Below are 19,319 nucleotides of genomic sequence, written 5' to 3' on the forward strand. Positions count from 1 at the left end.
GAACAATCAGGAGTCGTGGTTAACTAAAGGCGCCAGTCGCGTTGCCATCCAGTCTGCAATAAACGGCTGCGCATCGCGGTTGGGATGGATGCCATCATCCTGCATCCATTGCGGTTTCAGATAGACCTCTTCCATAAAAAATGGCAGCAGAGGAACATCCAACTCCTTGGCAAGCTTAGGATAAATGGCGCTAAAGGCTTCATTATAGCGGCGACCGTAGTTGGCAGGGAGCCGAATTTGCATTAACAGCGGTTGCGCGTTGGCGGCTTTCACCGCCTGCACCACCTGGCGCAGCGTTTGCTCTGTTTGCTGCGGCGCGAAACCGCGCAGACCATCGTTACCGCCCAGCTCCACCAGCACCCAGCGCGGTTGATGCTCTTTAAGCAGCGCAGGCAGGCGCGCCAGCCCCTGCTGCGAGGTGTCGCCGCTGATGCTGGCGTTGATAACCGTCGGTTTTTGCTGCCATTTGTCATTGAGCAGCGCAGGCCACGCGGCATTCGCCGCCATGCGATATCCGGCGCTCAGACTGTCGCCAAGAATCAGTAACGTGTCCGCTGCCGCGGCGCGAAAGGTTAACAAAAGCAAAAACAGGAAGGGCAAATGCCAGCGGAAAACATTGTTGAAGTTCATCATCTTAAGAAGTCCGTCGGTCAGGGGGAGCATGAGCTTTCCATCCTTACCGGAGTTGAGCTGGTTGTCAAACCAGCCGAGACCATCGCCCTGATTGGCGAATCCGGCTCCGGAAAGTCCACCTTATTAGCGATCCTCGCCGGGTTAGACGATGGCAGTAGCGGCGAGGTGAACCTGCTCGGCAAACCTCTGCATAAGATGGATGAAGAGGCGCGCGCGCAACTGCGTGCGCAAAATGTCGGCTTTGTTTTTCAATCCTTTATGCTCATTCCCACGCTAAATGCGCTGGAAAATGTTGAACTCCCGGCCTTGCTGCGCGGCGAAAACAGCAATCAAAGCCGCAGTAGCGCGAAAGCGTTACTGGAAGAGTTAGGGCTGGGTAAACGGCTGGATCATCTGCCTGCGCAGCTCTCCGGCGGTGAACAACAGCGGGTGGCGCTGGCTCGCGCGTTTAATGGCCGACCGTCGGTGCTGTTCGCCGATGAACCTACCGGCAATCTCGACCGGCAAACCGGCGACAAGATCGCTGATTTGCTCTTTTCCATGAATCAACAATATGGCACCACGCTGCTGCTGGTAACGCACGATCCGCAGCTTGCCGCGCGTTGCGATCGGCGGTTGCGGCTGGTCAATGGTGAACTGCGGGAGGATGCATGATAGCCCGTTGGTTCTGGCGCGAATGGCGCTCGCCGTCGCTGCTGATTGTCTGGATGGCGCTAAGTCTGGCGGTGGCTTGTGTGCTGGCGCTCGGCAACATTAGCGATCGCATGGAAAAAGGGCTCAGCCAGCAGAGCCGGGAATTTATGGCGGGCGACAGAGCGCTACGCAGCTCTCGTGAGATACCCCAGGCGTGGCTGGATGAAGCGCGAAAAACAGGGCTGCGAGTCAGCGAACAAATCAGTTTTGCCACCATGACTTTTGCTGGCGACACGCCGCAATTAGCCGATGTGAAAGCCGTTGATGACATTTACCCCCTTTATGGTGAGCTGCAAACCAGCCCGGCGGGGTTAAAACCGCGAGCGGGAACGGTGTTACTGGCGCCACGGTTAATGGCGCTGCTCAATTTAAAAACCGGTGATGCTATTGATGTGGGGGATGCCACATTGCGTATCGCCGGAGAAGTGATACAGGAGCCGGATTCAGGCTTTAACCCTTTTCAGATGGCACCACGTCTGTTGATGAATATTGCCGATGTGGCGAAAACCGGTGCGGTGCAGCCGGGTAGCCGCGTCAGCTGGCGGGTAAAATTTGGCGGCACACCCGCGCAATTAGATGCATACGAAAAATGGTTGCTGCCGCAGTTGAAACCGGAGCACCGCTGGTACGGGCTGGAGCAGGATGAAGGCGCACTGGGCAAATCCTTGCAGCGTTCGCAGCAGTTCCTGTTGTTATCTGCGCTATTAACGCTGCTGCTGGCAATTGCCGCCGTCGCGGTGGCGATGGGGCACTATTGCCGTAGTCGCTACGATCTGGTGGCGGTACTGAAAACCCTTGGTGCGGGCCGCGCGCAATTACGCAAATTGATTGTCGGGCAGTGGTTAATGGTACTGGCGCTGTCAGTGGTGACCGGTGGCGTCATCGGGCTGGTGTTCGAAAGCGTTTTAATGGTGCTGCTCAAGCCGGTGCTGCCTGCTGCGCTGCCGCCCGCAAGTTTGTGGCCGTGGCTGTGGGCGGTCGGGGCGATGGTGGTGATTTCGCTGCTGGTGGGGTTGCGGCCCTATCGCTTGCTGCTGGCGACGCAGCCGCTGCGTGTGCTGCGACGTGATGCGGTGGCCAATGTCTGGCCGCTGAAGCTCTACGTGCCGGTGATCTGCGCGGTAGCCGTGCTGCTACTCGGCTGGCTGATGGGCGGCAGTATGTTGCTGTGGGCTGTGCTGGCGGGCGCGGTGGTGCTGGCCTTGCTGTGCGGCGTGGTGGGCTGGCTGCTGCTTAATGTGCTCAAACGACTGACATTTAAAGCGCTGCCGTTGCGTCTTGCGGTGAACCGACTGCTGCGTCAGCCGTGGTCAACGCTGAGCCAGCTTGCGGCGTTTTCGCTCTCCTTTATGTTGCTGGCGATGCTGCTGGTGCTGCGCGGCGATCTGCTGGACAGGTGGCAACAGCAGTTACCGCCGGAAAGCCCGAACTACTTTTTAATCAATATCGCGCCGGAACAAGTGACACCGCTGAAAGCGTTTCTTTCTGAGCACCATGTTGACGCCCAGGCATTCTTCCCGATTGTGCGCGCGAGGATGACGCAAATTAACGGCCAGTCGACGGAGGGCAACCAGGATGAGGCGCTGAACCGCGAACTCAATCTCACCTGGCTTCAGCAGCGCCCGGATCATAACCCGGTCACCGCCGGACACTGGCCGCCGAAAGACGGGGAGGTCTCGGTTGAGGAGGGGCTGGCGCAGCGGTTAGGCCTGAAGCTGGGCGACTCCGTGACGTTTATGGGCGATACGCAGGAATTCAGCGCCACCATCAGCAGCCTGCGCAAAGTGGACTGGGAAAGCCTGCGGCCAAATTTCTTCTTTATCTTCCCCCAGGGGGCGCTGGACGGCCAGCCGCAGAGCTGGCTCACCAGTTTCCGCTGGCAGAACGGCAACGGCATGTTAACGCAACTGAACCGGGAGTTCCCGACCATCAGCCTGCTGGATATTGGCGCGATTTTAAAACAGGTCGGTCAGGTGCTTGAGCAGGTCAGCCGGGCGCTGGAAGTGATGGTCGTGCTGGTCACGGCCTGCGGCGTGTTGCTGCTGCTCGCGCAGGTACAAGTCGGTATGCGTCAGCGTCACCAGGAGCTGGTGGTTTACCGCACGCTCGGCGCGGGCAAGCGGCTGCTGCGAACCACGTTGTGGTGTGAGTTCGCGCTGCTGGGGCTGGTCTCCGGGCTGGTCGCGGCGATGGGCGCGGAAACCGCGCTGGCGGTGCTGCAAACGAGGGTGTTTGATTTCCCGTGGGAGCCGGACTGGCGTTTGTGGGCAACGTTACCGTTGTGCGGCGCGTTACTGCTTTCGCTATGCGGCGGCTGGCTTGGCGCGCGTTTGCTTAAAGGAAAAGCACTGTTTCGTCAATTCAGTAATTAATCCCTTCATCAATATTTGCTCAACGAAACGCATGCCGATAATTCTATCGGTGTGCGTATGTTTCAAAGTGTAAAAGTTCCCCTGGCAATTATTTACCAGCACAAAACAACAAAAAAACCCCACCAAATAGAAGCTTTTAGACGTTAATATTTCGCCGCTAGTAACTTACTAGTGGTGTCTATCCATCAAGGAAAAACCATGAAAATAAAAACAACCGCCCTGGCGACAGCCATCGGCGCAGCAGTGGCATTGATGTCTTTTGCAACTCAGGCGGAAATTACTGTACTTAAGCAAGATCCGCAGGCCGGTAATCCATTAAGCCGCCTGAACTTCACCGTTGGTGGTTCTATTCGTCCGCAGTTCGATAACATGATGGGCGACGGTGATAAAGGCTCCTTCAAACGCAACGGCTATGACGGTGGCACCCGTTTCCGTTTTGCGACCGATTACTACCTGTTCGATGATATTAGCTGGGTTAACTACTACGAGCTGGGTGTGAACATTCCGGCACTGTTCGACTGGGATAACCACTATGCAGACGGCGCGCATAATACCACCCGCCGTATGCTCTACACCGGTCTGAAAAGTAAGACCTGGGGTACGATGACCTTCGGTCAGCAGAACAGCGTGTACTACGATGTGGTCGGTGCGAAAACCGATATCTGGGATTACGACATGAAAGCCCAGGCTTCCGGTAACGGTATTAACGGCGATTACGACGGTTCCTATCGTTCACGTAAGATGCTGAAATACAAAAACACCTTCGGTGATGCTGACATTTATGCATCTTACCTGTTCTCTGATAACGATCTGCTGCGTGGCAATGGCCTGCGTTACAAACGTAAAGGCGGCGGTTCTCTGGGCGTGGATTACCACATTGCCAAAGATCTGACATGGGGTACGGCGTGGAACTACACCCAGGCCGATATGCGCAATGTCAACACCGGTGGCAGCGATACCTACAGCCAGAATATCTATGGCACCGCGCTGAGCTGGACGCCGGATAACTGGACCTTCTCCTTCGGTGGCGGCTGGTACGAAAACTATCTGACCACCGGTAAAAAAGATATTCATAACTACTTCGCGGGCGACGCGTGGGGTATTGAATACTTTGCCGGTTATAAAATCCCGGTCGGTCAGTACGCGCTTAAATACGTACAGCCGTACGTCATGGGTGACCGTCTGCAATACACCACTGGTCGTGATTACCAGCGTATTGATAACGGCGTGGGTGTGACCTTCCAGCTGGATTACGGTTTCCGTGTCGATTACGAACACGTATTCACCAGCAGCACCGACGACCTGGGCGACATGAACATCGTTCGTCTGCGTTACGACTTCTAAGAGGTCTGCATCAGCCGGGTTTAACGCTTCGTTTAAATCCGGCAATGCTTAGCAACAAAAAGCATAACGGAAGGCCAGAAAACCCACCTTGGGCAGGGCTTTTCGTTATGCTTCATCGCCTTACCCCGCAAAGATCTCCCCGCCATTCAGTGACATAGTTCACAGCATGTTGAATTTATTTCAATTACCGCTGCGCTGTGTTTATGCCATCTTATTCAGCAGCCTTATCAATCAGGTGAAAATGGAACGCGCCGCACTGTACGTCGCGTCAACACAGCAGCTCAACTCGTTAGGGAGAATTTATGGGACGTCGTCTCAGCTTGCGCGCGACCTTCGGCGCATTACTTCTGGCCTGCGGCTTACCGTTTGCTCACGCCAGCAGCGATCCGCACACCATCGTTTTCGGCGTCGCACCTGGACCATACGGCGATATGGTGAAACAGGCTATTGCGCCGTCGTTAAAAGAGAAAGGCTATAAAGTGGTGGTGCGTGAATTTAGCGATTACGTACAGCCGAATATGGCGCTGGCGAACGGCAGTATTGATGCCAACCTGTTCCAGCACAGCCTCTATTTTGACAAATTCACGGCCGATAAAGGCCTGAAATTAACCAAGCTGATTACCGTGCCGACGGCGGGTATGGGCTTTTATTCACGCAAAATCAAAAGTCTGGATGAGTTGAAAAAGGGCGACATTGTGACGCTCTCCAATGACCCGACCAACCTGGCGCGCGGGCTGCGTTTCCTGCAATCGCTCGACCTTATCACTATCAAAGATAACATCGACCCGACTAAAGCCTCCGAGCGCGATATTGCCAGCAACCCGAAAGGGCTGGTGTTTAAACCGCTGGAAGCGGCGCAACTGCCGCGCACGCTGGACGGTGTGACCGCGTCGCTGGTGAATGGCAACTTTGCCATTGCCGCCGGGCTGAAACTCTCCTCTGCGCTCAAACAAGAGCACCTTGATGAGAACCTGAAAAACATCATTGCGGTGCGCACGGAAGACGCCGACAAACCGTTCGCGAAGGATATTGTCGGGGTGGTTAAATCGCCGGCTTACCGTGCAGTAATTGACGATCCGAACAATGTTTATGGTGCGTTCCAGAAACCAGACTGGATGCAGAGCGCGGATAAAAAGTAACACTCCGGCTGATTTGACGGGCAGGCTGCGGCCTGCCTTTTGTCGTTTGAGGTTTGCATGATTGAAATCGAAAAAGTATGCGTGGATTTCCCCGCAGCGCGCGGCAGTACGAGCGCGACCCGGGCGGTAGAGGATGTCACGCTGCGTATTGCGCCGGGGGAGATCTTCGGCATTGTGGGCACCAGCGGCGCGGGCAAAAGTACGCTGCTGCGCACGCTGAATGCGCTGCAGCGCCCAAGCCAGGGCAGCGTCAAAATCAATGGTGTTGCTATTTCGGCGCTGGAAGGCATCACATTACGCAAAGCGCGTCAACGCATAGGCATGATATTCCAGCACTTCAACCTGATGCATACCCGCACCGTGGCGCAAAACGTGGCTTTCAGCCTGAAAGCGGCGGGATGGGAACGCAGTAAAATCGCCCCGCGCGTGGCGGAGATCCTGCAACTGGTAGGCTTAAGCGATAAAGCCACTCGCTACCCGGTGCAACTCAGTGGCGGGCAGAAGCAGCGGGTCGGTATTGCGCGCGCCATCGCTAATCACCCGGATGTATTGCTGTGTGATGAGCCAACCTCGGCGCTGGATCTGGAAACCTCCGCTACCATTCTGACCCTGCTCAAGCAGATCAATGAACAACTGGGGATCACCATTGTGCTGATCACCCACGAGATGAACGTGATCAAATCGATCTGCGATCGGGTGGCGGTGATGTCTGGCGGCAAAGTGGTGGAGGAGGGCGACGTGTTTGATATTTTTGCCCATCCGCAGCACCCCTTCACCCGCCAACTGGTGTCGCACACGCTGAATTTGACCTTGCCGGAGCGTTTGCAACAGCATCTGCCAGGGCAATTATTGAAGATCCTGTTTATTGGTGACTCCGCTGAGCAGCCGGTGCTCTCTGACGCGGCGGTAAAATTTGGCGTCGCGGTTAATATTCTGCACGGCAAAATTGAGTATATCGGCGAGCGGGCGCTGGGCATTCTGGTGGTGCAACTGACGTCGGTGGAAAACCCGGCAGCAGTAAGTGACGCCGTGGACTATATTCGCAACCGTACCGCGCAGGTGGAGGTGATCCGTGGATGATTTAATGGCCGATCTGAGCCTCGCCTTTGGCGAAACCTTCCAGATGTTAAGCATCTCGACGGTGCTGGCGATTGTCGGCGGTTTGCCGCTCGGTTTCCTGATTTTCGTTACCGACAGGCACCTGTTCTGGCAAAACCGCGCGGTCTATCTGGTGAGCACGGTGCTGGTGAATATTATCCGCTCGGTGCCGTTCGTGATCCTGCTGGTGCTGCTGTTGCCGGTGACGCAGTTTTTGCTCGGCAACACTATTGGACCGATTGCCGCGTCGGTGCCGCTCTCTGTGGCGGCGATTGCCTTTTATGCGCGGCTGGTCGATAGCGCCCTGCGTGAGGTGGATAAAGGCATTATTGAAGCGGCGGAAGCCTTTGGTGCCAGCCCGCTGCGCATTATCTGTACCGTGCTGCTGCCGGAAGCCAGCGCGGGTCTACTGCGTGGCCTGACCATTACGCTCGTCAGCCTGATTGGGTATTCCGCGATGGCCGGGATTGTCGGCGGTGGTGGTGTGGGCGATCTGGCGATCCGCTACGGCTATTACCGTTATGAAACCCAGGTGATGATCGTAACGGTTATCGCGCTGATTATTCTGGTGCAGATAGTCCAGGTGCTGGGAGACTGGCTGGCGAAACGCGCCGATAAACGCGATCGTCATTAAGCCGTGTGTGCCGCCAGCCAGGCCGCTACTTCAGCAAAAGTGCCGCGAAAGCGAATAGCTTTCGCGCGCTTCTCAAGCTGGTAGCGGTACATCGGATCGTAGTACTCCTCCAGCAACGGCACGAGCCACGCGAAGTGTTCCTCGGTACTGCCGCTACGCTGCTGCTGGCTCAGCGCGTTCTCCAGATGTTGCGTCAATTCCGCGTAGCGCTGTAATCCCAGGCGGCGGCGAATGGCAAAAAGCCCGTGACGCAGATATTCGGCATACTGACGCCAGCCCTCTTCCTCACCGTCGCGGGTGATAAACGCCGCGTGCATCTCTACGAAATAGTCGACGCGTAAACGCTCCAGGCGTTGTGCAAAGGGATCTTCCACTACCACCAGCGGCGATTGCGCCATTCTCTCGCGCACCACGGCTGGCAGATGGTTCGCCCCAATCGCGGCGTTTTCGTCTTCCAGCAGCCAGAACGCGGGCGTCACTTTCAGTAGCGCCGCTGCCAGCTGGTTTTCGAAACTGGCCTGCGAGCGCTGCGGTTGCAGCGTCCGGCCAAACGAGGAACCGCGATGCCGGGCGAGCCCTTCAAGGTCGATGCCGTTACGCTGCGAACGCACCAGCAACGTTTTGCCGCTTCCCGTGCAGCCACCCACCAGCAGCGCCGGGCGTTGCATGCATTGCTGCGTTGCTTCGATGGCGGCCTGGCGCAGCGCTTTATAACCGCCGACCACCAGCGGATAGTCCACCTGGCATTCTCGCAGCCATTGCTGAACGATATGCGAACGCTGACCACCGCGGGCGCAACAAAGATAACCCTGCGGATATTGCGCGCAGGCTTGCCGCCATGCTTCGATGCGTTGTTTACGGGCTTTCGCCATTGACCAGTTGATGCCCCAGACGAAGCGCGGCTTCCGCGCCTTCGCGTTTATAGCAAGTGCCTACCGCCGCGCGTTCATGGTCGTTCATTAAGGGTAGATTGATAGCCGCAGGCATGGCACCTTTGGCGAACTCAACCGGTGCACGAACATCAATAAGAGGCGTTTCATCCCGCAGGAGGGCGAGATAATCCGTGGTGTCGTTCATTGGGCTTCCTTCTGCAAAACGCTGGTGGTAATCCCACCAGCGTGCAGATTTTACGCCCCGAACAAGGGAGATCAATTCCCCGGCGGGAGATTACTGCAGTTTTGACTGTGCCCAGGCAATGCCGCTTGCGTACTCGGGCGGCAGGAGTGGCACCAGCGCTTCCAGCGTGGCACTCAGACGCGCCATGTCATCATCGTTCAGGTTCAAATGACCCACTTTGCGCCCCGGACGCACCTCTTTGTCGTACCAGTGCAAATGCACCAGCGGCAGTTTCAACCAGTCGTAATTCAGATCGCTGCCTATCAGGTTGATCATCACCGACGGGCTGTTGACCACCGGCGGCGGTAACGGCAGATCCACCACCGCGCGCAGATGCAGTTCAAACTGGCTGATAGAAGCACCGTTCTGCGTCCAGTGGCCGCTGTTGTGCACGCGCGGCGCCAGCTCGTTAATCAGCAACCCACCCGGTGTGACAAAGCACTCCATCGCCATCACGCCGACGTAGTTCAGCTCATGCATGATGGCAGAAAGCATGTTTTCCGCCTGCTGTTGCTGAGCGGCGTTAGCCTGCGGGAAAACCACGCTGGTACGCAAAATGCCATCCTGATGCAGGTTATGCGTCAACGGGTAGAAAACGGTACTGCCATCACGCGCACGCGCGCCGACCAGCGATACTTCACCGGAAAAATTGATGCCCTGTTCGACAATGCACTCACCGTAGCAGTCGTCCGGCAACTGATCCGTTTCGCCTGTGCGTAAACGCCACTGCCCACGACCGTCATAGCCCCCCACGCGGCGCTTAACAATCGCCAGCTCGCCCAGGCGGGAAAACACGGCGGGCCATTCGCTTTTATTCGCCAGCAGCTGCCACGGTGCCGTAGCCAGTTCGAGTTTGTCGAATAACTGTTTTTGCGTCAGGCGATCGGCAATGATCGGGAACACATCACGGTTAACAAACGCCGGATGGCGCGCCAGCTCGCGCGTTAACGCTGTTTCCGGCCAACGCTCAATTTCGGCGGTGATAACACTCTGTTGAAACGGCACCGCTTCCGGCGCGTCATCCAGCCCAACCGGCCAGACCGCGATGCTGAGCGGTTCACCGGCCTGGCGCAACATCCGGCCAAGCTGGCCGTTGCCTAATACGCAAACCTGTTTCATGCCGCGCCTCTCGGATCCGGATTATCCAGCACCTCATCGGTCTGAGATTTGCGCCAGTCCGCCAGACGCTGGTGCAGTTGCGCGTCATGCTGCGCCAGGATCTGTGCGGCCAGCAGCGCGGCGTTGGCCGCACCGGCTTTGCCAATTGCCAGCGTTCCCACCGGAATGCCGCGCGGCATCTGCACAATAGAGTAAAGGCTGTCCACACCGCTTAACGCCGCGCTTTGTACCGGCACACCCAGTACCGGCACCAGTGTTTTCGCCGCGATCATGCCCGGCAGATGCGCCGCGCCGCCGGCACCGGCAATAATCACCTGGTAACCGTTTTGTTCCGCACTTTCGGCGAAGCTAAACAGTTTATCCGGGGTGCGGTGTGCGGAGACGATTTCAACATGGTGCGGAACGTTCAGGGTATCGAGGATTTCTGCGGCGAATTGCATGGTGGCCCAGTCGCTTTTCGAGCCCATAACAATGGCGATGCGCGCCGGTTGGTTGCTTGAAGACATACGTCTCAAAACTCCTGTGGGTGTGCTTCAGACTACATAAGAGGGCACAGAGAATAGCATGTAAAACGGGCAAGGAAAACGGTTGCGTAGCGATGTTTCGCGCGTTTGACGCGTAATCACAAGCGTATTCAGAAAGGGAAATGAATCAGTTCGACATCGCTTTCGCTGACGCGCACCATCGAACCTTCGCTGTGCCATGCGCCCAAAACGGCACGGAAAGCGGGCGCGTTATTTGCGGTGAGTTCATGCACTGCTGGGCGATGGGTATGACCGTGGATCAACCACTGCACCTGGTGTTTTTCCATGGCTTCCACCACGGCGTGCTGGTTTACATCCATAATCGAAAGCGACTTGCTGCTGTTGGCGGCTTTACTGCCGGCGCGCATTTTCGCGGCGATACGTCGGCGAATAAACAGCGGCAGGGTGAGGAACAGCTTTTGCAGCCAGGGCTGGTGCACTTTGGCGCGAAAGGCCTGATAACCGGCATCATCGGTGCAGAGCGTATCGCCATGCATAATCAGCACGCTACGGCCATACAAATTGAGCACCTGTTCCTGAGGTAACAACTGCATACCGCAGGCTTGCGCGAAGCGTTGACCAAGCAGGAAATCACGGTTGCCGTGAATGAAATAGCAGGGGACACCGCTATCGACAACGGCTTTGATCGCCTGGGCTATTTGCTGATGTAGCGGGTTCGGATCGTCGTCGCCGATCCACGCTTCAAACAAATCGCCCAAAATGTAGAGCGCATCGGCTTCACGCGCTGTACCGGCCAGAAAACGCAGAAAACCGGCGGTGATCGCCGGTTCTTCTGTTTGCAGATGCAAATCTGCGATAAAGAGTGTCGCCACCAATTACTCGCTGACGTCCACGCTTTCAATCACCACATCTTCTTTCGGCACGTCCTGGTGCATGCCGCTGCGGCCGGTGGAAACGCCTTTGATCTTGTCAACAACGTCCATGCCTTCAACTACTTCGGCAAACACGCAGTAGCCCCAGCCCTGCATGCTTTCGCCGCTGAAGTTCAGGAAGTCGTTATCAGCCACGTTGATGAAGAACTGTGCGGTAGCGGAGTGCGGAGCCTGAGTACGCGCCATTGCCAGCGTACCACGGGTGTTTTTCAGACCGTTGTTGGCTTCGTTTTTGATTGGGTCTTTGGTGACTTTCTGGTTCATGCCCGGTTCGAAACCGCCGCCCTGAATCATAAAGCCATTGATAACACGGTGGAAAATCGTGTTGTTGTAGAAACCTTCACGGCAGTAGTCCAGGAAGTTTTTAACTGTTTCAGGCGCTTTGTCATCAAAGGTTTTGATTACGATGTCGCCGTGATTAGTGTGGAAAGTAACCATTATTGCATCCTGTTCTGATAGTGTAGTGCGTAGACCCGCCAGTGGGTCAGAGATAGTCGCTTGTTATAGCATAACCGCGAGGCTGGATCACCTTGCAAAGTGTGCTGCTTCGGGTTTGAATTACGGGTAATATATGCGGTTTTCGTTCCACACACGTCCACATGGAATCTTCGATGTTAAAAATCTTTAATACACTGACGCGCCAAAAAGAGGAATTCAAACCTATCCATGCCGGGGAAGTCGGCATGTACGTGTGTGGTATTACCGTTTACGATCTCTGTCATATCGGTCACGGCCGTACCTTTGTCGCTTTTGACGTGGTATCCCGCTATTTGCGTTTTCTCGGCTATAAGCTGAAATATGTCCGCAATATTACCGATATTGACGACAAAATCATTAAGCGCGCTAATGAGAATGGCGAAAGTTTTGTCGCGCTGGTCGACCGGATGATCGTTGAGATGCATAAGGATTTTGACGCGCTCAATATCCTGCGCCCGGATAGCGAACCGCGCGCAACGCACCATATTGCAGAAATTATTGAAATTACACAGCGCCTGCTGGATCGCGAACATGCGTACGTGGCTGAAAACGGCGATGTGATGTTCTCGGTGCCGACGGATCCGACTTATGGTCAGCTTTCGCGTCAGGATCTGGATCAGTTGCAGGCGGGGGCACGCGTCGAAGTCGCGGAAGTAAAACGCAACCCGATGGACTTCGTGCTGTGGAAAATGTCCAAGCCTGGCGAGCCGAGCTGGCCATCGCCGTGGGGCGAAGGGCGTCCCGGCTGGCACATTGAGTGTTCGGCGATGAACTGCAAACAGCTGGGTTCGCATTTCGATATCCACGGTGGCGGTTCCGATCTGATGTTCCCGCACCACGAAAACGAAATCGCCCAGTCAACCTGTGCGCATGACGGCGAGTACGTAAATTACTGGATGCACTCCGGCATGGTGATGGTTGATCGCGAGAAGATGTCAAAATCGCTCGGCAACTTCTTTACCGTGCGTGACGTGCTGAAGTATTACGACGCGGAAACCGTGCGCTACTTCCTGATGTCCGGTCACTATCGCAGCCAGTTGAACTACAGCGAAGAGAACCTGAAACAGGCGCGTTCTGCGCTGGAGCGTCTGTACAACGCGCTGCGTGGTACGGATAGCAATAACGCCGAACATCGTTATTTTGAGAACGGTGAATTGTTCCAGAAACGCTTCTGCGACGCCATGGATGACGACTTCAACACCCCGGAAGCCTATTCTGTGCTGTTTGACCTCGCGCGCGAAGTGAATACGCTGAAGCATGACGGGGATGCGCTGGGCGCAAATGCGGCGGCGAAAAAGCTGCGTGAACTGGCGGGCGTTTTGGGTCTGCTGGAGCAGGATCCGGATCTCTTCCTGCAAAGCGGCGCGCAGGCGGATGACAGCGAAGTGGCTGAGATCGAAAAGCTTATCCAGCAGCGCCTCGATGCGCGTAAAGCGAAAGACTGGGCGGCAGCCGATGCCGCGCGTGACCGTCTGAACGAGATGGGTATCGTGCTGGAAGATGGCCCGCAGGGCACGACCTGGCGTCGTAAGTAAGAAAAAAAGCGGCTTCGGCCGCTTTTTTGTTGTCTCTTCAAAACCACTGGCGGTGGTTGATATTTATCCCCGCCGCATTTTCCATAACAGCAGCACCAGAATCACACCCGGTAGCCACACCCACAGCAACTCCGAAATGATCACCTGGTGACCATACGGCGTGTTATAGCGCGACAGCGCAAACGGCGCGACTTTGATCACCTGCCACGGCGCGAAGAACCGTTCATCCGACCACGGCCACAGCCAGCCGACGCCTTTCCCACCGGTAGTGATGGAATCCAGCAGGCTGTGCGACAGCAGCGACACGGTGAGAAACGCCCAGCAGCGCGCCAGACTCGCTTTGAAGTATTTTCGCCCAAGCCAGGTCACCAATAGCGGCACCACAAAAGCAAACAGCAACGAGTGGGTAAACCCGCGGTGGCCGAAAACATTGCCGTAAGCGACACCGAATTTAAACGCCAGCACGTCGGCATCGGGCAACATAGCAAGCCCTATCCCCGCCAGCAGTAAGCCGCGAGGGATCACTTTATTGCCAAGCCCCAACCCCAGACAAAGCGGGACAGCAGCATGTGTAACAATCGTTGGCATAACGCAGGTCTCTGAAGAAAAACGAAATTATAGCCGAAGCGCCAGGCGGGTAAACTGCGGGGTTTTCTGAATCTTTTCTCATCAGAACAGAACCGGGCTGGCTGGTTTTAAGCCGACGTGAGGTTACCGCTCGCGAGGACGCCGCTGTCTGTCCGATGTGTTCGGATTACGCAGACTCGCGGGCAATCAGCTGGCCGGAAAGCGTGATGCGTTGCGTTTGCAACTCGGGCTCTTTCAGCTTGCGAATGATCAACCCCGCCGCCTGGCGTCCGGTCTCTTCACTGGCGGACGAAACATAGGTAAAGGAAGGTGAGGTGAGATTGACATGCAGCATATCTTCAAAGCCGACGAGCGCCACTTGCTGAGAGAGGAACACATCTTTGCCCACCGTATGCCCGGTTTGGTGGATCCCGGCGATGGAGCCAATCATGGCATCTGGCGAGTGGCAGAGCAGGGCGGTAATAGTGCTATTTTTTTCCAGTAACTGGCGGACAGCGTAGCTTGCCGCGCGGGTATCGTCGCTGCAGGCCGGAGTGGCTTCTTCGCGTACTACCAGCCCGTTCTGCGTCATTGTGGTGCGAAACCCCAGCAGACGTTGCTGGCGCATTAAATCGCCTTCAATGCCGCCAATATAGGCAATGTTGCGGTGCCCGCGTTCGATGAGATAGCGTGTCGCCAGGCTGGCGGCCTGACGGTTATCGCGCATGACCAGGTTGCACGCTTCATTGAGCAGCGACTGTGACACCACCACCAGCGGCAGCGGGCAGTCGCGAATTTGGGCGGGAAGCGTTGAGCTGCGCGTATCTGAGGCGAGATAAATCACCCCGGCAACCCCTTGTTGTTTGAAAGACAGCAGGCAGCGTTCCAGGTGATCGCCATCGTTGAGCGGCTGACCGAGAAAAACCATGTAACCCTGTTTTTCCAGCTCCTGCACGATGCTGGCCATCACTTTTATCGAGAAGCTGTCGCTGAAATCGCGCAGGATAAGCCCAATCAGGTTGGAGGTATTGGCACGCAGATTCGCGGCAGCAACATTGTGAACATAGCCAAGCGCATCGATAGCGGCATGGACTTTAGCGATCGTCGCTTGTGATATTTTCCCTTTCTGGCGCAGCACCAGCGAGACGGTGGAAACGGAAACGCCCGCCTGTTTAGCGACATCAATGATGCTGACTTTCTTCAAACTCGCTCCCTGATTTTCCCGGTTTTCCACCTGATATGGCGCGTACTGGACGCGCCAACCCGGTATCTTATTATTTGCCGATCATTGTGGACATGGTCTGGGCGATAAATTGCGCCCTCGCACCGAAAATAACCTGAATACCGCTATCACCGACAAATACTACGCCGCGCGCGCCCAGGCCATTAAGGCCATCTTTATCCACCATTTCACTTTTCGCCACTTCCAGGCGCAAACGGGTGATACAGGAACCGACGGAGTCGATATTTTGCGCACCACCCAGCATGGCGATGATCTCGGTTGCCAGTTCGCTGTCAGTTTTATCATCTGCCACAGCGGTAACTTCCGTGCGTCCCGGCGTTTTCACGTCGAAGCGACGGATCACAAAACGGAAGGTGAAGTAATAAATCAGCGCCATCGGGATGCCAACGATCACCGCGTTAAGGAAGTTGGTCTGATAACCGTTAAACGACGGCAGGATGCCGAACGACAAGTAGTCGATAAATCCGGCAGAGAAGGATTTCGCGATGTGCGCGTGCAGCAGGTACATCGTCATATACGCCAGACCGGCCATAATGGCGTTAAAGACGTAAAGAATGGGCGCGACGAAGATAAAGGTGAATTCAACCGGCTCGGTAATGCCGGTCAGGAAGCAGGTCAACGCCGCAGAGAAGAGAATACCGAACGCGATCTTCTTATTGCGGGTGTGCGCTTCGTGGTACATCGCAAGGCAGGCCGCAGGCAGCGCAAACAGCATCAGCGGGAACTCACCCTGCATAAACTTACCGGCGTTCTGGTAGGTATCACTGCTAAAGGATTTCACGCCTTCTTCCAGCATCTTGAACCAGATAGTCTGATCGCCATGGATCACCTGGCCGGCCTGCGTGGTGTAATCGCCAAACGAATACCAGAACGACGGATACCAGATATGGTGCAGACCGAGTGGGATCAGCGCGCGTTCCACTAAACCGAAAATAAACGTCGACGCGGCCTGATTATCGCCGTTGACGATAACGGAAAGCGCATCGATGCCCGCCTGAATATGTTGCCAGACATAGGGCAGCAGCAGGCCGAGCACAAAGGATAAGAATGCGGTAGCGATGGCAACAAAACGCTTACCAGAGAAGAAGCCGAGGAACTCCGGTAACTGCATGGTGTGGAAGCGGTTATAACACCAGGCGGCAAGAATACCGCAGATCAGCCCGCCAAAAACGCCCATTTGCAGGGTAGGAATGCCGACCACCATGGCATATTTTCCGCCCTGCGAGGCCATTTCCGGCGTGATACCTAACATGGTGCCGATAGTGATATTGGTAATGAACACCGATACCGCGGCTGAAAGCGCCGCAATACCCGATTCTGAAGCGAGACCAACCGCCGAACCGATGGCGAACAACATCGGCAGGTTATCGAAGATAACGCCACCTGCGTTCATCATCAGCGGCAGGTGAAATTTATCGCCGAAAGCAAGTAACAGGCCTGCGGCTGGCAGCAACGAGATTGGCAACATTAACGCGCGGCCAATCATCGACAATTTAGACAATGATTTAACAAACCCTGATATCAGACTCATGCTGATTTCCCCCGAAGTAGCGCTCTTTTGGCGCCGTTATTGTTAGTAGAACGTTTTAGTAGAACGTTCTACTCATCGTGGGATAAGTCGTAACGGGCTGCAACTAAATTTTCACATTTAGCCAGATGAATTAATGATTCTTTGAGGTTGATCGGTAATTAACCGTGATGATGGCAGGGGGAAGGAGAAAGAAGGTGCCGGGCTGCGGTGATGCGACACCCGGCGTGCTACGCGTGATTACGCGGTGACAGTAACGCTTTGGCCTTCAAAACTCACCGTTTGACCGGCGACGATTTTGCAGCGTTTGCGTGTTTCAACCGCGCCATCCACTTTGACAAAGCCATCGGCAATGGCGATTTTCGCCTGCGCGCCGCTTTCGCTCCAGCCTTCGAGTTTCAGCAGATCGCACAGCTCAACGTGCGGATGTTTACCGAGAGAAAATGTTGCCATCTTAAACGCCTTTTACATCATGGTATTCTTCACACGCCTGCAGCGTGTTCTGGATCAGGGTGGCGACCGTCATTGGGCCAACGCCACCCGGTACCGGCGTAATATACGCTGCTCGCGCGGCGGCTTCTTCATAAATCACATCGCCTACGACTTTGCCGTTTTCCAGACGGTTAATACCGACATCAATCACAATCGCGCCTTCTTTGATCCACTCGCCGGGAATAAAGCCCGGTTTACCCACGGCGACAATCAGCAGGTCGGCGTTTTCAACGTGCTGGCGCAGGTTTTTAGTGAAGCGGTGCGTCACGGTGGTGGTGCAACCGGCCAGCAGCAGTTCCATGCTCATCGGACGGCCAACGATATTGGACGCGCCAATCACCACGGCGTTGAGGCCGAAGGTGTCAATGTTGTAACGCTCCAGCAGCGTGACAATACCGCGTGGCGTGCACGGGCGCAGACGCGGCGCACGCTGGCAAAGGCGGCCTACGTTATACGGGTGGAAACCATCTACGTCTTTGTCCGGCGCGATGCGTTCCAGCACTTTCACATTGTCGATGCCCGCAGGCAGCGGCAACTGCACCAGAATACCGTCAATGGCGGTATCGGCGTTCAGCTTGTCGATAAGCGCCAGCAGTTCCGCTTCGCTGGTGGTTTCCGGGAGATCGTAAGAGCGGGAGATGAAACCCACTTCCTCACAGGCTTTGCGCTTGCTGCCGACATAAATTTGTGATGCCGGGTTGCTGCCAACCAGTACGACCGCCAGGCCCGGAGCGCGAAATCCTGCCGCGACGCGCGCCCGAACTTTTTCAGCAACCTCAGAGCGCACCTGCTGCGCAATCGTTTTACCATCAATAATCTTTGCTGCCATCAGAGAGAGGATTCCATCTGTCATATCAACTAAGGGGATGGCGGCTATTTTGTCAGAAGCGCGGCGCGCTGTCAGTCACCGTTTGCGGATTTCGCCGCCGCTGCGCCTGAAATCTCAGCAGATCAAGGGCTTCGCCGTTGCTGGTTGTTAACCAAATTTCAACAATTCATCACCCTTAAGAAAGTCCGCTATTAAGCCACTGTTACAGGCGTTTACGGCTATTTCTTATCCCTTTAATAAATAAAAGCCAGGCCTTTTCTTAAGCCCGAATAAGAACAGACCTGGTGTAATGACAGTAATGGCGAATATTTTAACTTTTACGAAATCACTACTGTCGTGCTGTGGCTAGTTGTTATGTCCACAGAGAAAAATATTGGGTGTTTTCCCAGGGAAGAAATGGGAAGCGAATAAGTTGTTCCCGATGCGTTATATCTTCACAGGAAAAGATTCTTTCATCTGGTATTTAGCGTATTCAAGTCTCAAACGGTTTTCGGCAGGATGTCGGAATCGCAACTTTTTATTTCAAGGAGAACATTATGAAAATGAAATTAATGGCTAGTTCTGTTGCTGCTGGATTGATGCTGATGGCAGGTGCCGTACAAGCAGACACCGTAAGCGGCGGTAATATACATTTTGACGGGGAACTGGTGAACGCAGCTTGCGCGGTCAGCACTGCTTCCGCCGACCAGACAGTGACGCTGGGGCAATATCGCACCGCTTCATTCCCGGATGTAGGGGCAACCAGCGGCTCTGTACCGTTCAACATTGTGCTTAATGACTGCGATCCTGCCATCTTCCCGACGGCTTCTGTCGCGTTCTCGGGCCAGGCCGATGCCGCCGATAATACGCTACTGGCGGTCACCTCCAGTGACAACAGTGCAACGGCAAGCGGGGTGGGGATCGAAATTCTTGATAATGCCTCGAAAACACTGAGCCCGGACGGCGCAAGCTTCTCCACCGCTCAGGCGCTGCTTGAAGGCACCAACACATTACACTTCTCCGCACGTTACAAAGCCACCAGCGCGACCGCGACACCAGGGCAGGCAAATGCGGATGCGACGTTCATCATGAAATACGAATAAC

At 55.5% G+C, this 19,319-nt stretch carries 18 protein-coding genes and 1 pseudogene; 8 read left to right on the forward strand and 11 right to left on the reverse strand.

The features are described from left to right. Window positions 1–6: 6 nt before the first annotated feature. The gene (tesA, locus tag H650_RS19855) at window positions 7–630 is read right to left on the reverse strand and encodes a multifunctional acyl-CoA thioesterase I/protease I/lysophospholipase L1 (protein WP_020456831.1); all 624 of its coding nucleotides are present in this window, start codon (window positions 628–630) and stop codon (window positions 7–9) included. Between tesA and ybbA the strand changes: the two genes are divergently transcribed. The 6 genes from ybbA (at window position 601) to H650_RS19885 (ending at window position 7,913) form a co-directional block, all read left to right on the forward strand. Continuing rightward, on the forward strand, window positions 601–1,287 hold the full coding sequence (ybbA, locus tag H650_RS19860) for a putative ABC transporter ATP-binding protein YbbA (RefSeq protein WP_020456832.1): 687 nt from the start codon (window positions 601–603) through the stop codon (window positions 1,285–1,287). The two genes, tesA and ybbA, sit on opposite strands and share 30 nt — an antisense overlap. Beyond that, a complete protein-coding gene (gene ybbP, locus H650_RS19865) occupies window positions 1,284–3,698 on the forward strand; it encodes a putative ABC transporter permease subunit YbbP (protein WP_020456833.1) in 2,415 nt (804 codons plus the stop codon). Before ybbA ends, ybbP begins: the two co-directional genes overlap by 4 nt. A 198-nt stretch (window positions 3,699–3,896) precedes the next feature. Beyond that, window positions 3,897–5,042 (forward strand): porin, encoded by a 1,146-nt coding sequence (locus tag H650_RS19870; RefSeq protein WP_020456834.1) that lies wholly within the window; start codon window positions 3,897–3,899, stop codon window positions 5,040–5,042. 302 nt (window positions 5,043–5,344) lie between these two features. Then, window positions 5,345–6,181 carry a MetQ/NlpA family ABC transporter substrate-binding protein gene (locus tag H650_RS19875; RefSeq protein WP_020456835.1) on the forward strand — a complete coding sequence of 279 codons (837 nt, stop codon included), beginning with the start codon at window positions 5,345–5,347 and terminating at the stop codon, window positions 6,179–6,181. A 57-nt stretch (window positions 6,182–6,238) separates the two neighbouring features. Next, window positions 6,239–7,261 (forward strand): virulence-associated ABC transporter ATP-binding protein SfbB, encoded by a 1,023-nt coding sequence (gene sfbB / locus H650_RS19880; RefSeq protein ID WP_020456836.1) that lies wholly within the window; start codon window positions 6,239–6,241, stop codon window positions 7,259–7,261. Continuing rightward, the gene (locus H650_RS19885) at window positions 7,254–7,913 is read left to right on the forward strand and encodes a methionine ABC transporter permease (RefSeq protein ID WP_020456837.1); all 660 of its coding nucleotides are present in this window, start codon (window positions 7,254–7,256) and stop codon (window positions 7,911–7,913) included. Before sfbB ends, H650_RS19885 begins: the two co-directional genes overlap by 8 nt. Here H650_RS19885 and mnmH read toward each other — a convergent pair. From mnmH to ppiB, 5 genes and pseudogenes are all read right to left on the reverse strand, one after another. Further along, window positions 7,910–8,990: pseudogene (gene mnmH, locus H650_RS19890) on the reverse strand (tRNA 2-selenouridine(34) synthase MnmH). The gene H650_RS19885 and the pseudogene mnmH overlap by 4 nt on opposite strands. Before the next feature lie 90 nt (window positions 8,991–9,080). After that, window positions 9,081–10,148 carry a 5-(carboxyamino)imidazole ribonucleotide synthase gene (gene purK, locus H650_RS19895; RefSeq protein WP_020456840.1) on the reverse strand — a complete coding sequence of 356 codons (1,068 nt, stop codon included), beginning with the start codon at window positions 10,146–10,148 and terminating at the stop codon, window positions 9,081–9,083. Beyond that, the gene (gene purE / locus H650_RS19900; protein ID WP_020456841.1) at window positions 10,145–10,654 is read right to left on the reverse strand and encodes a 5-(carboxyamino)imidazole ribonucleotide mutase; all 510 of its coding nucleotides are present in this window, start codon (window positions 10,652–10,654) and stop codon (window positions 10,145–10,147) included. Before purE ends, purK begins: the two co-directional genes overlap by 4 nt. A 128-nt stretch (window positions 10,655–10,782) precedes the next feature. Then, entirely contained in the window at window positions 10,783–11,505 is a 723-nt protein-coding gene (gene lpxH / locus H650_RS19905; RefSeq protein WP_044489801.1) for a UDP-2,3-diacylglucosamine diphosphatase, read from the reverse strand. A 3-nt stretch (window positions 11,506–11,508) separates the two neighbouring features. Then, window positions 11,509–12,003, reverse strand: a complete 495-nt coding sequence (ppiB, locus tag H650_RS19910; RefSeq protein ID WP_020456843.1) for a peptidylprolyl isomerase B — start codon at window positions 12,001–12,003, stop codon at window positions 11,509–11,511. Between the two features lie 173 nt (window positions 12,004–12,176). Here ppiB and cysS point away from each other — a divergent pair, with 173 nt between their 5' ends. Continuing rightward, window positions 12,177–13,577, forward strand: a complete 1,401-nt coding sequence (gene cysS, locus H650_RS19915; protein ID WP_020456844.1) for a cysteine--tRNA ligase — start codon at window positions 12,177–12,179, stop codon at window positions 13,575–13,577. 63 nt (window positions 13,578–13,640) lie between these two features. On the opposite strand, the gene H650_RS19920 is transcribed toward cysS, so the two are convergent. From H650_RS19920 to folD, 5 genes are all read right to left on the reverse strand, one after another. Continuing rightward, a complete protein-coding gene (locus H650_RS19920; protein ID WP_044489583.1) occupies window positions 13,641–14,165 on the reverse strand; it encodes a metal-dependent hydrolase in 525 nt (174 codons plus the stop codon). Window positions 14,166–14,331: 166 nt separating this feature from the next. Beyond that, the gene (malI, locus tag H650_RS19925; RefSeq protein WP_020456846.1) at window positions 14,332–15,348 is read right to left on the reverse strand and encodes a Mal regulon transcriptional regulator MalI; all 1,017 of its coding nucleotides are present in this window, start codon (window positions 15,346–15,348) and stop codon (window positions 14,332–14,334) included. 70 nt (window positions 15,349–15,418) lie between these two features. Further along, entirely contained in the window at window positions 15,419–16,918 is a 1,500-nt protein-coding gene (locus tag H650_RS19930) for a PTS transporter subunit EIIC (protein WP_044489584.1), read from the reverse strand. Between the two features lie 237 nt (window positions 16,919–17,155). Continuing rightward, window positions 17,156–17,368 (reverse strand): ribosome-associated protein YbcJ, encoded by a 213-nt coding sequence (ybcJ, locus tag H650_RS19935; RefSeq protein ID WP_017455715.1) that lies wholly within the window; start codon window positions 17,366–17,368, stop codon window positions 17,156–17,158. Window position 17,369: 1 nt separating this feature from the next. Beyond that, window positions 17,370–18,236, reverse strand: coding sequence for a bifunctional methylenetetrahydrofolate dehydrogenase/methenyltetrahydrofolate cyclohydrolase FolD (folD, locus tag H650_RS19940; protein ID WP_020456848.1), 867 nt, complete (start codon window positions 18,234–18,236; stop codon window positions 17,370–17,372). A gap of 536 nt (window positions 18,237–18,772) precedes the next feature. Here folD and fimA point away from each other — a divergent pair. Next, window positions 18,773–19,318 (forward strand): type 1 fimbrial major subunit FimA, encoded by a 546-nt coding sequence (fimA, locus tag H650_RS19945; RefSeq protein ID WP_020456849.1) that lies wholly within the window; start codon window positions 18,773–18,775, stop codon window positions 19,316–19,318. Window position 19,319: the final 1 nt, after the last annotated feature.

Source organism: Enterobacter sp. R4-368 (genome assembly GCF_000410515.1).
In the GTDB taxonomy this organism is placed as follows: domain Bacteria; phylum Pseudomonadota; class Gammaproteobacteria; order Enterobacterales; family Enterobacteriaceae; genus Kosakonia.

Bases quoted from the DNA above. Each gene is read 5' to 3' on its own strand.
- ybbA (WP_020456832.1), top strand. From the start codon at position 601: ATGCCAGCGGAAAACATTGTTGAAGTTCATCATCTTAAGAAGTCCGTC.
- tesA (WP_020456831.1), bottom strand. From the start codon at position 630: ATGAACTTCAACAATGTTTTCCGCTGGCATTTGCCCTTCCTGTTTTTG.
- ybbP (WP_020456833.1), top strand. From the start codon at position 1,284: ATGATAGCCCGTTGGTTCTGGCGCGAATGGCGCTCGCCGTCGCTGCTG.
- H650_RS19870 (WP_020456834.1), top strand. From the start codon at position 3,897: ATGAAAATAAAAACAACCGCCCTGGCGACAGCCATCGGCGCAGCAGTG.
- H650_RS19875 (WP_020456835.1), top strand. From the start codon at position 5,345: ATGGGACGTCGTCTCAGCTTGCGCGCGACCTTCGGCGCATTACTTCTG.
- sfbB (WP_020456836.1), top strand. From the start codon at position 6,239: ATGATTGAAATCGAAAAAGTATGCGTGGATTTCCCCGCAGCGCGCGGC.
- purK (WP_020456840.1), bottom strand. From the start codon at position 10,148: ATGAAACAGGTTTGCGTATTAGGCAACGGCCAGCTTGGCCGGATGTTG.
- purE (WP_020456841.1), bottom strand. From the start codon at position 10,654: ATGTCTTCAAGCAACCAACCGGCGCGCATCGCCATTGTTATGGGCTCG.
- ppiB (WP_020456843.1), bottom strand. From the start codon at position 12,003: ATGGTTACTTTCCACACTAATCACGGCGACATCGTAATCAAAACCTTT.
- cysS (WP_020456844.1), top strand. From the start codon at position 12,177: ATGTTAAAAATCTTTAATACACTGACGCGCCAAAAAGAGGAATTCAAA.
- H650_RS19920 (WP_044489583.1), bottom strand. From the start codon at position 14,165: ATGCCAACGATTGTTACACATGCTGCTGTCCCGCTTTGTCTGGGGTTG.
- H650_RS19930 (WP_044489584.1), bottom strand. From the start codon at position 16,918: ATGAGTCTGATATCAGGGTTTGTTAAATCATTGTCTAAATTGTCGATG.
- ybcJ (WP_017455715.1), bottom strand. From the start codon at position 17,368: ATGGCAACATTTTCTCTCGGTAAACATCCGCACGTTGAGCTGTGCGAT.
- folD (WP_020456848.1), bottom strand. From the start codon at position 18,236: ATGGCAGCAAAGATTATTGATGGTAAAACGATTGCGCAGCAGGTGCGC.
- fimA (WP_020456849.1), top strand. From the start codon at position 18,773: ATGAAAATGAAATTAATGGCTAGTTCTGTTGCTGCTGGATTGATGCTG.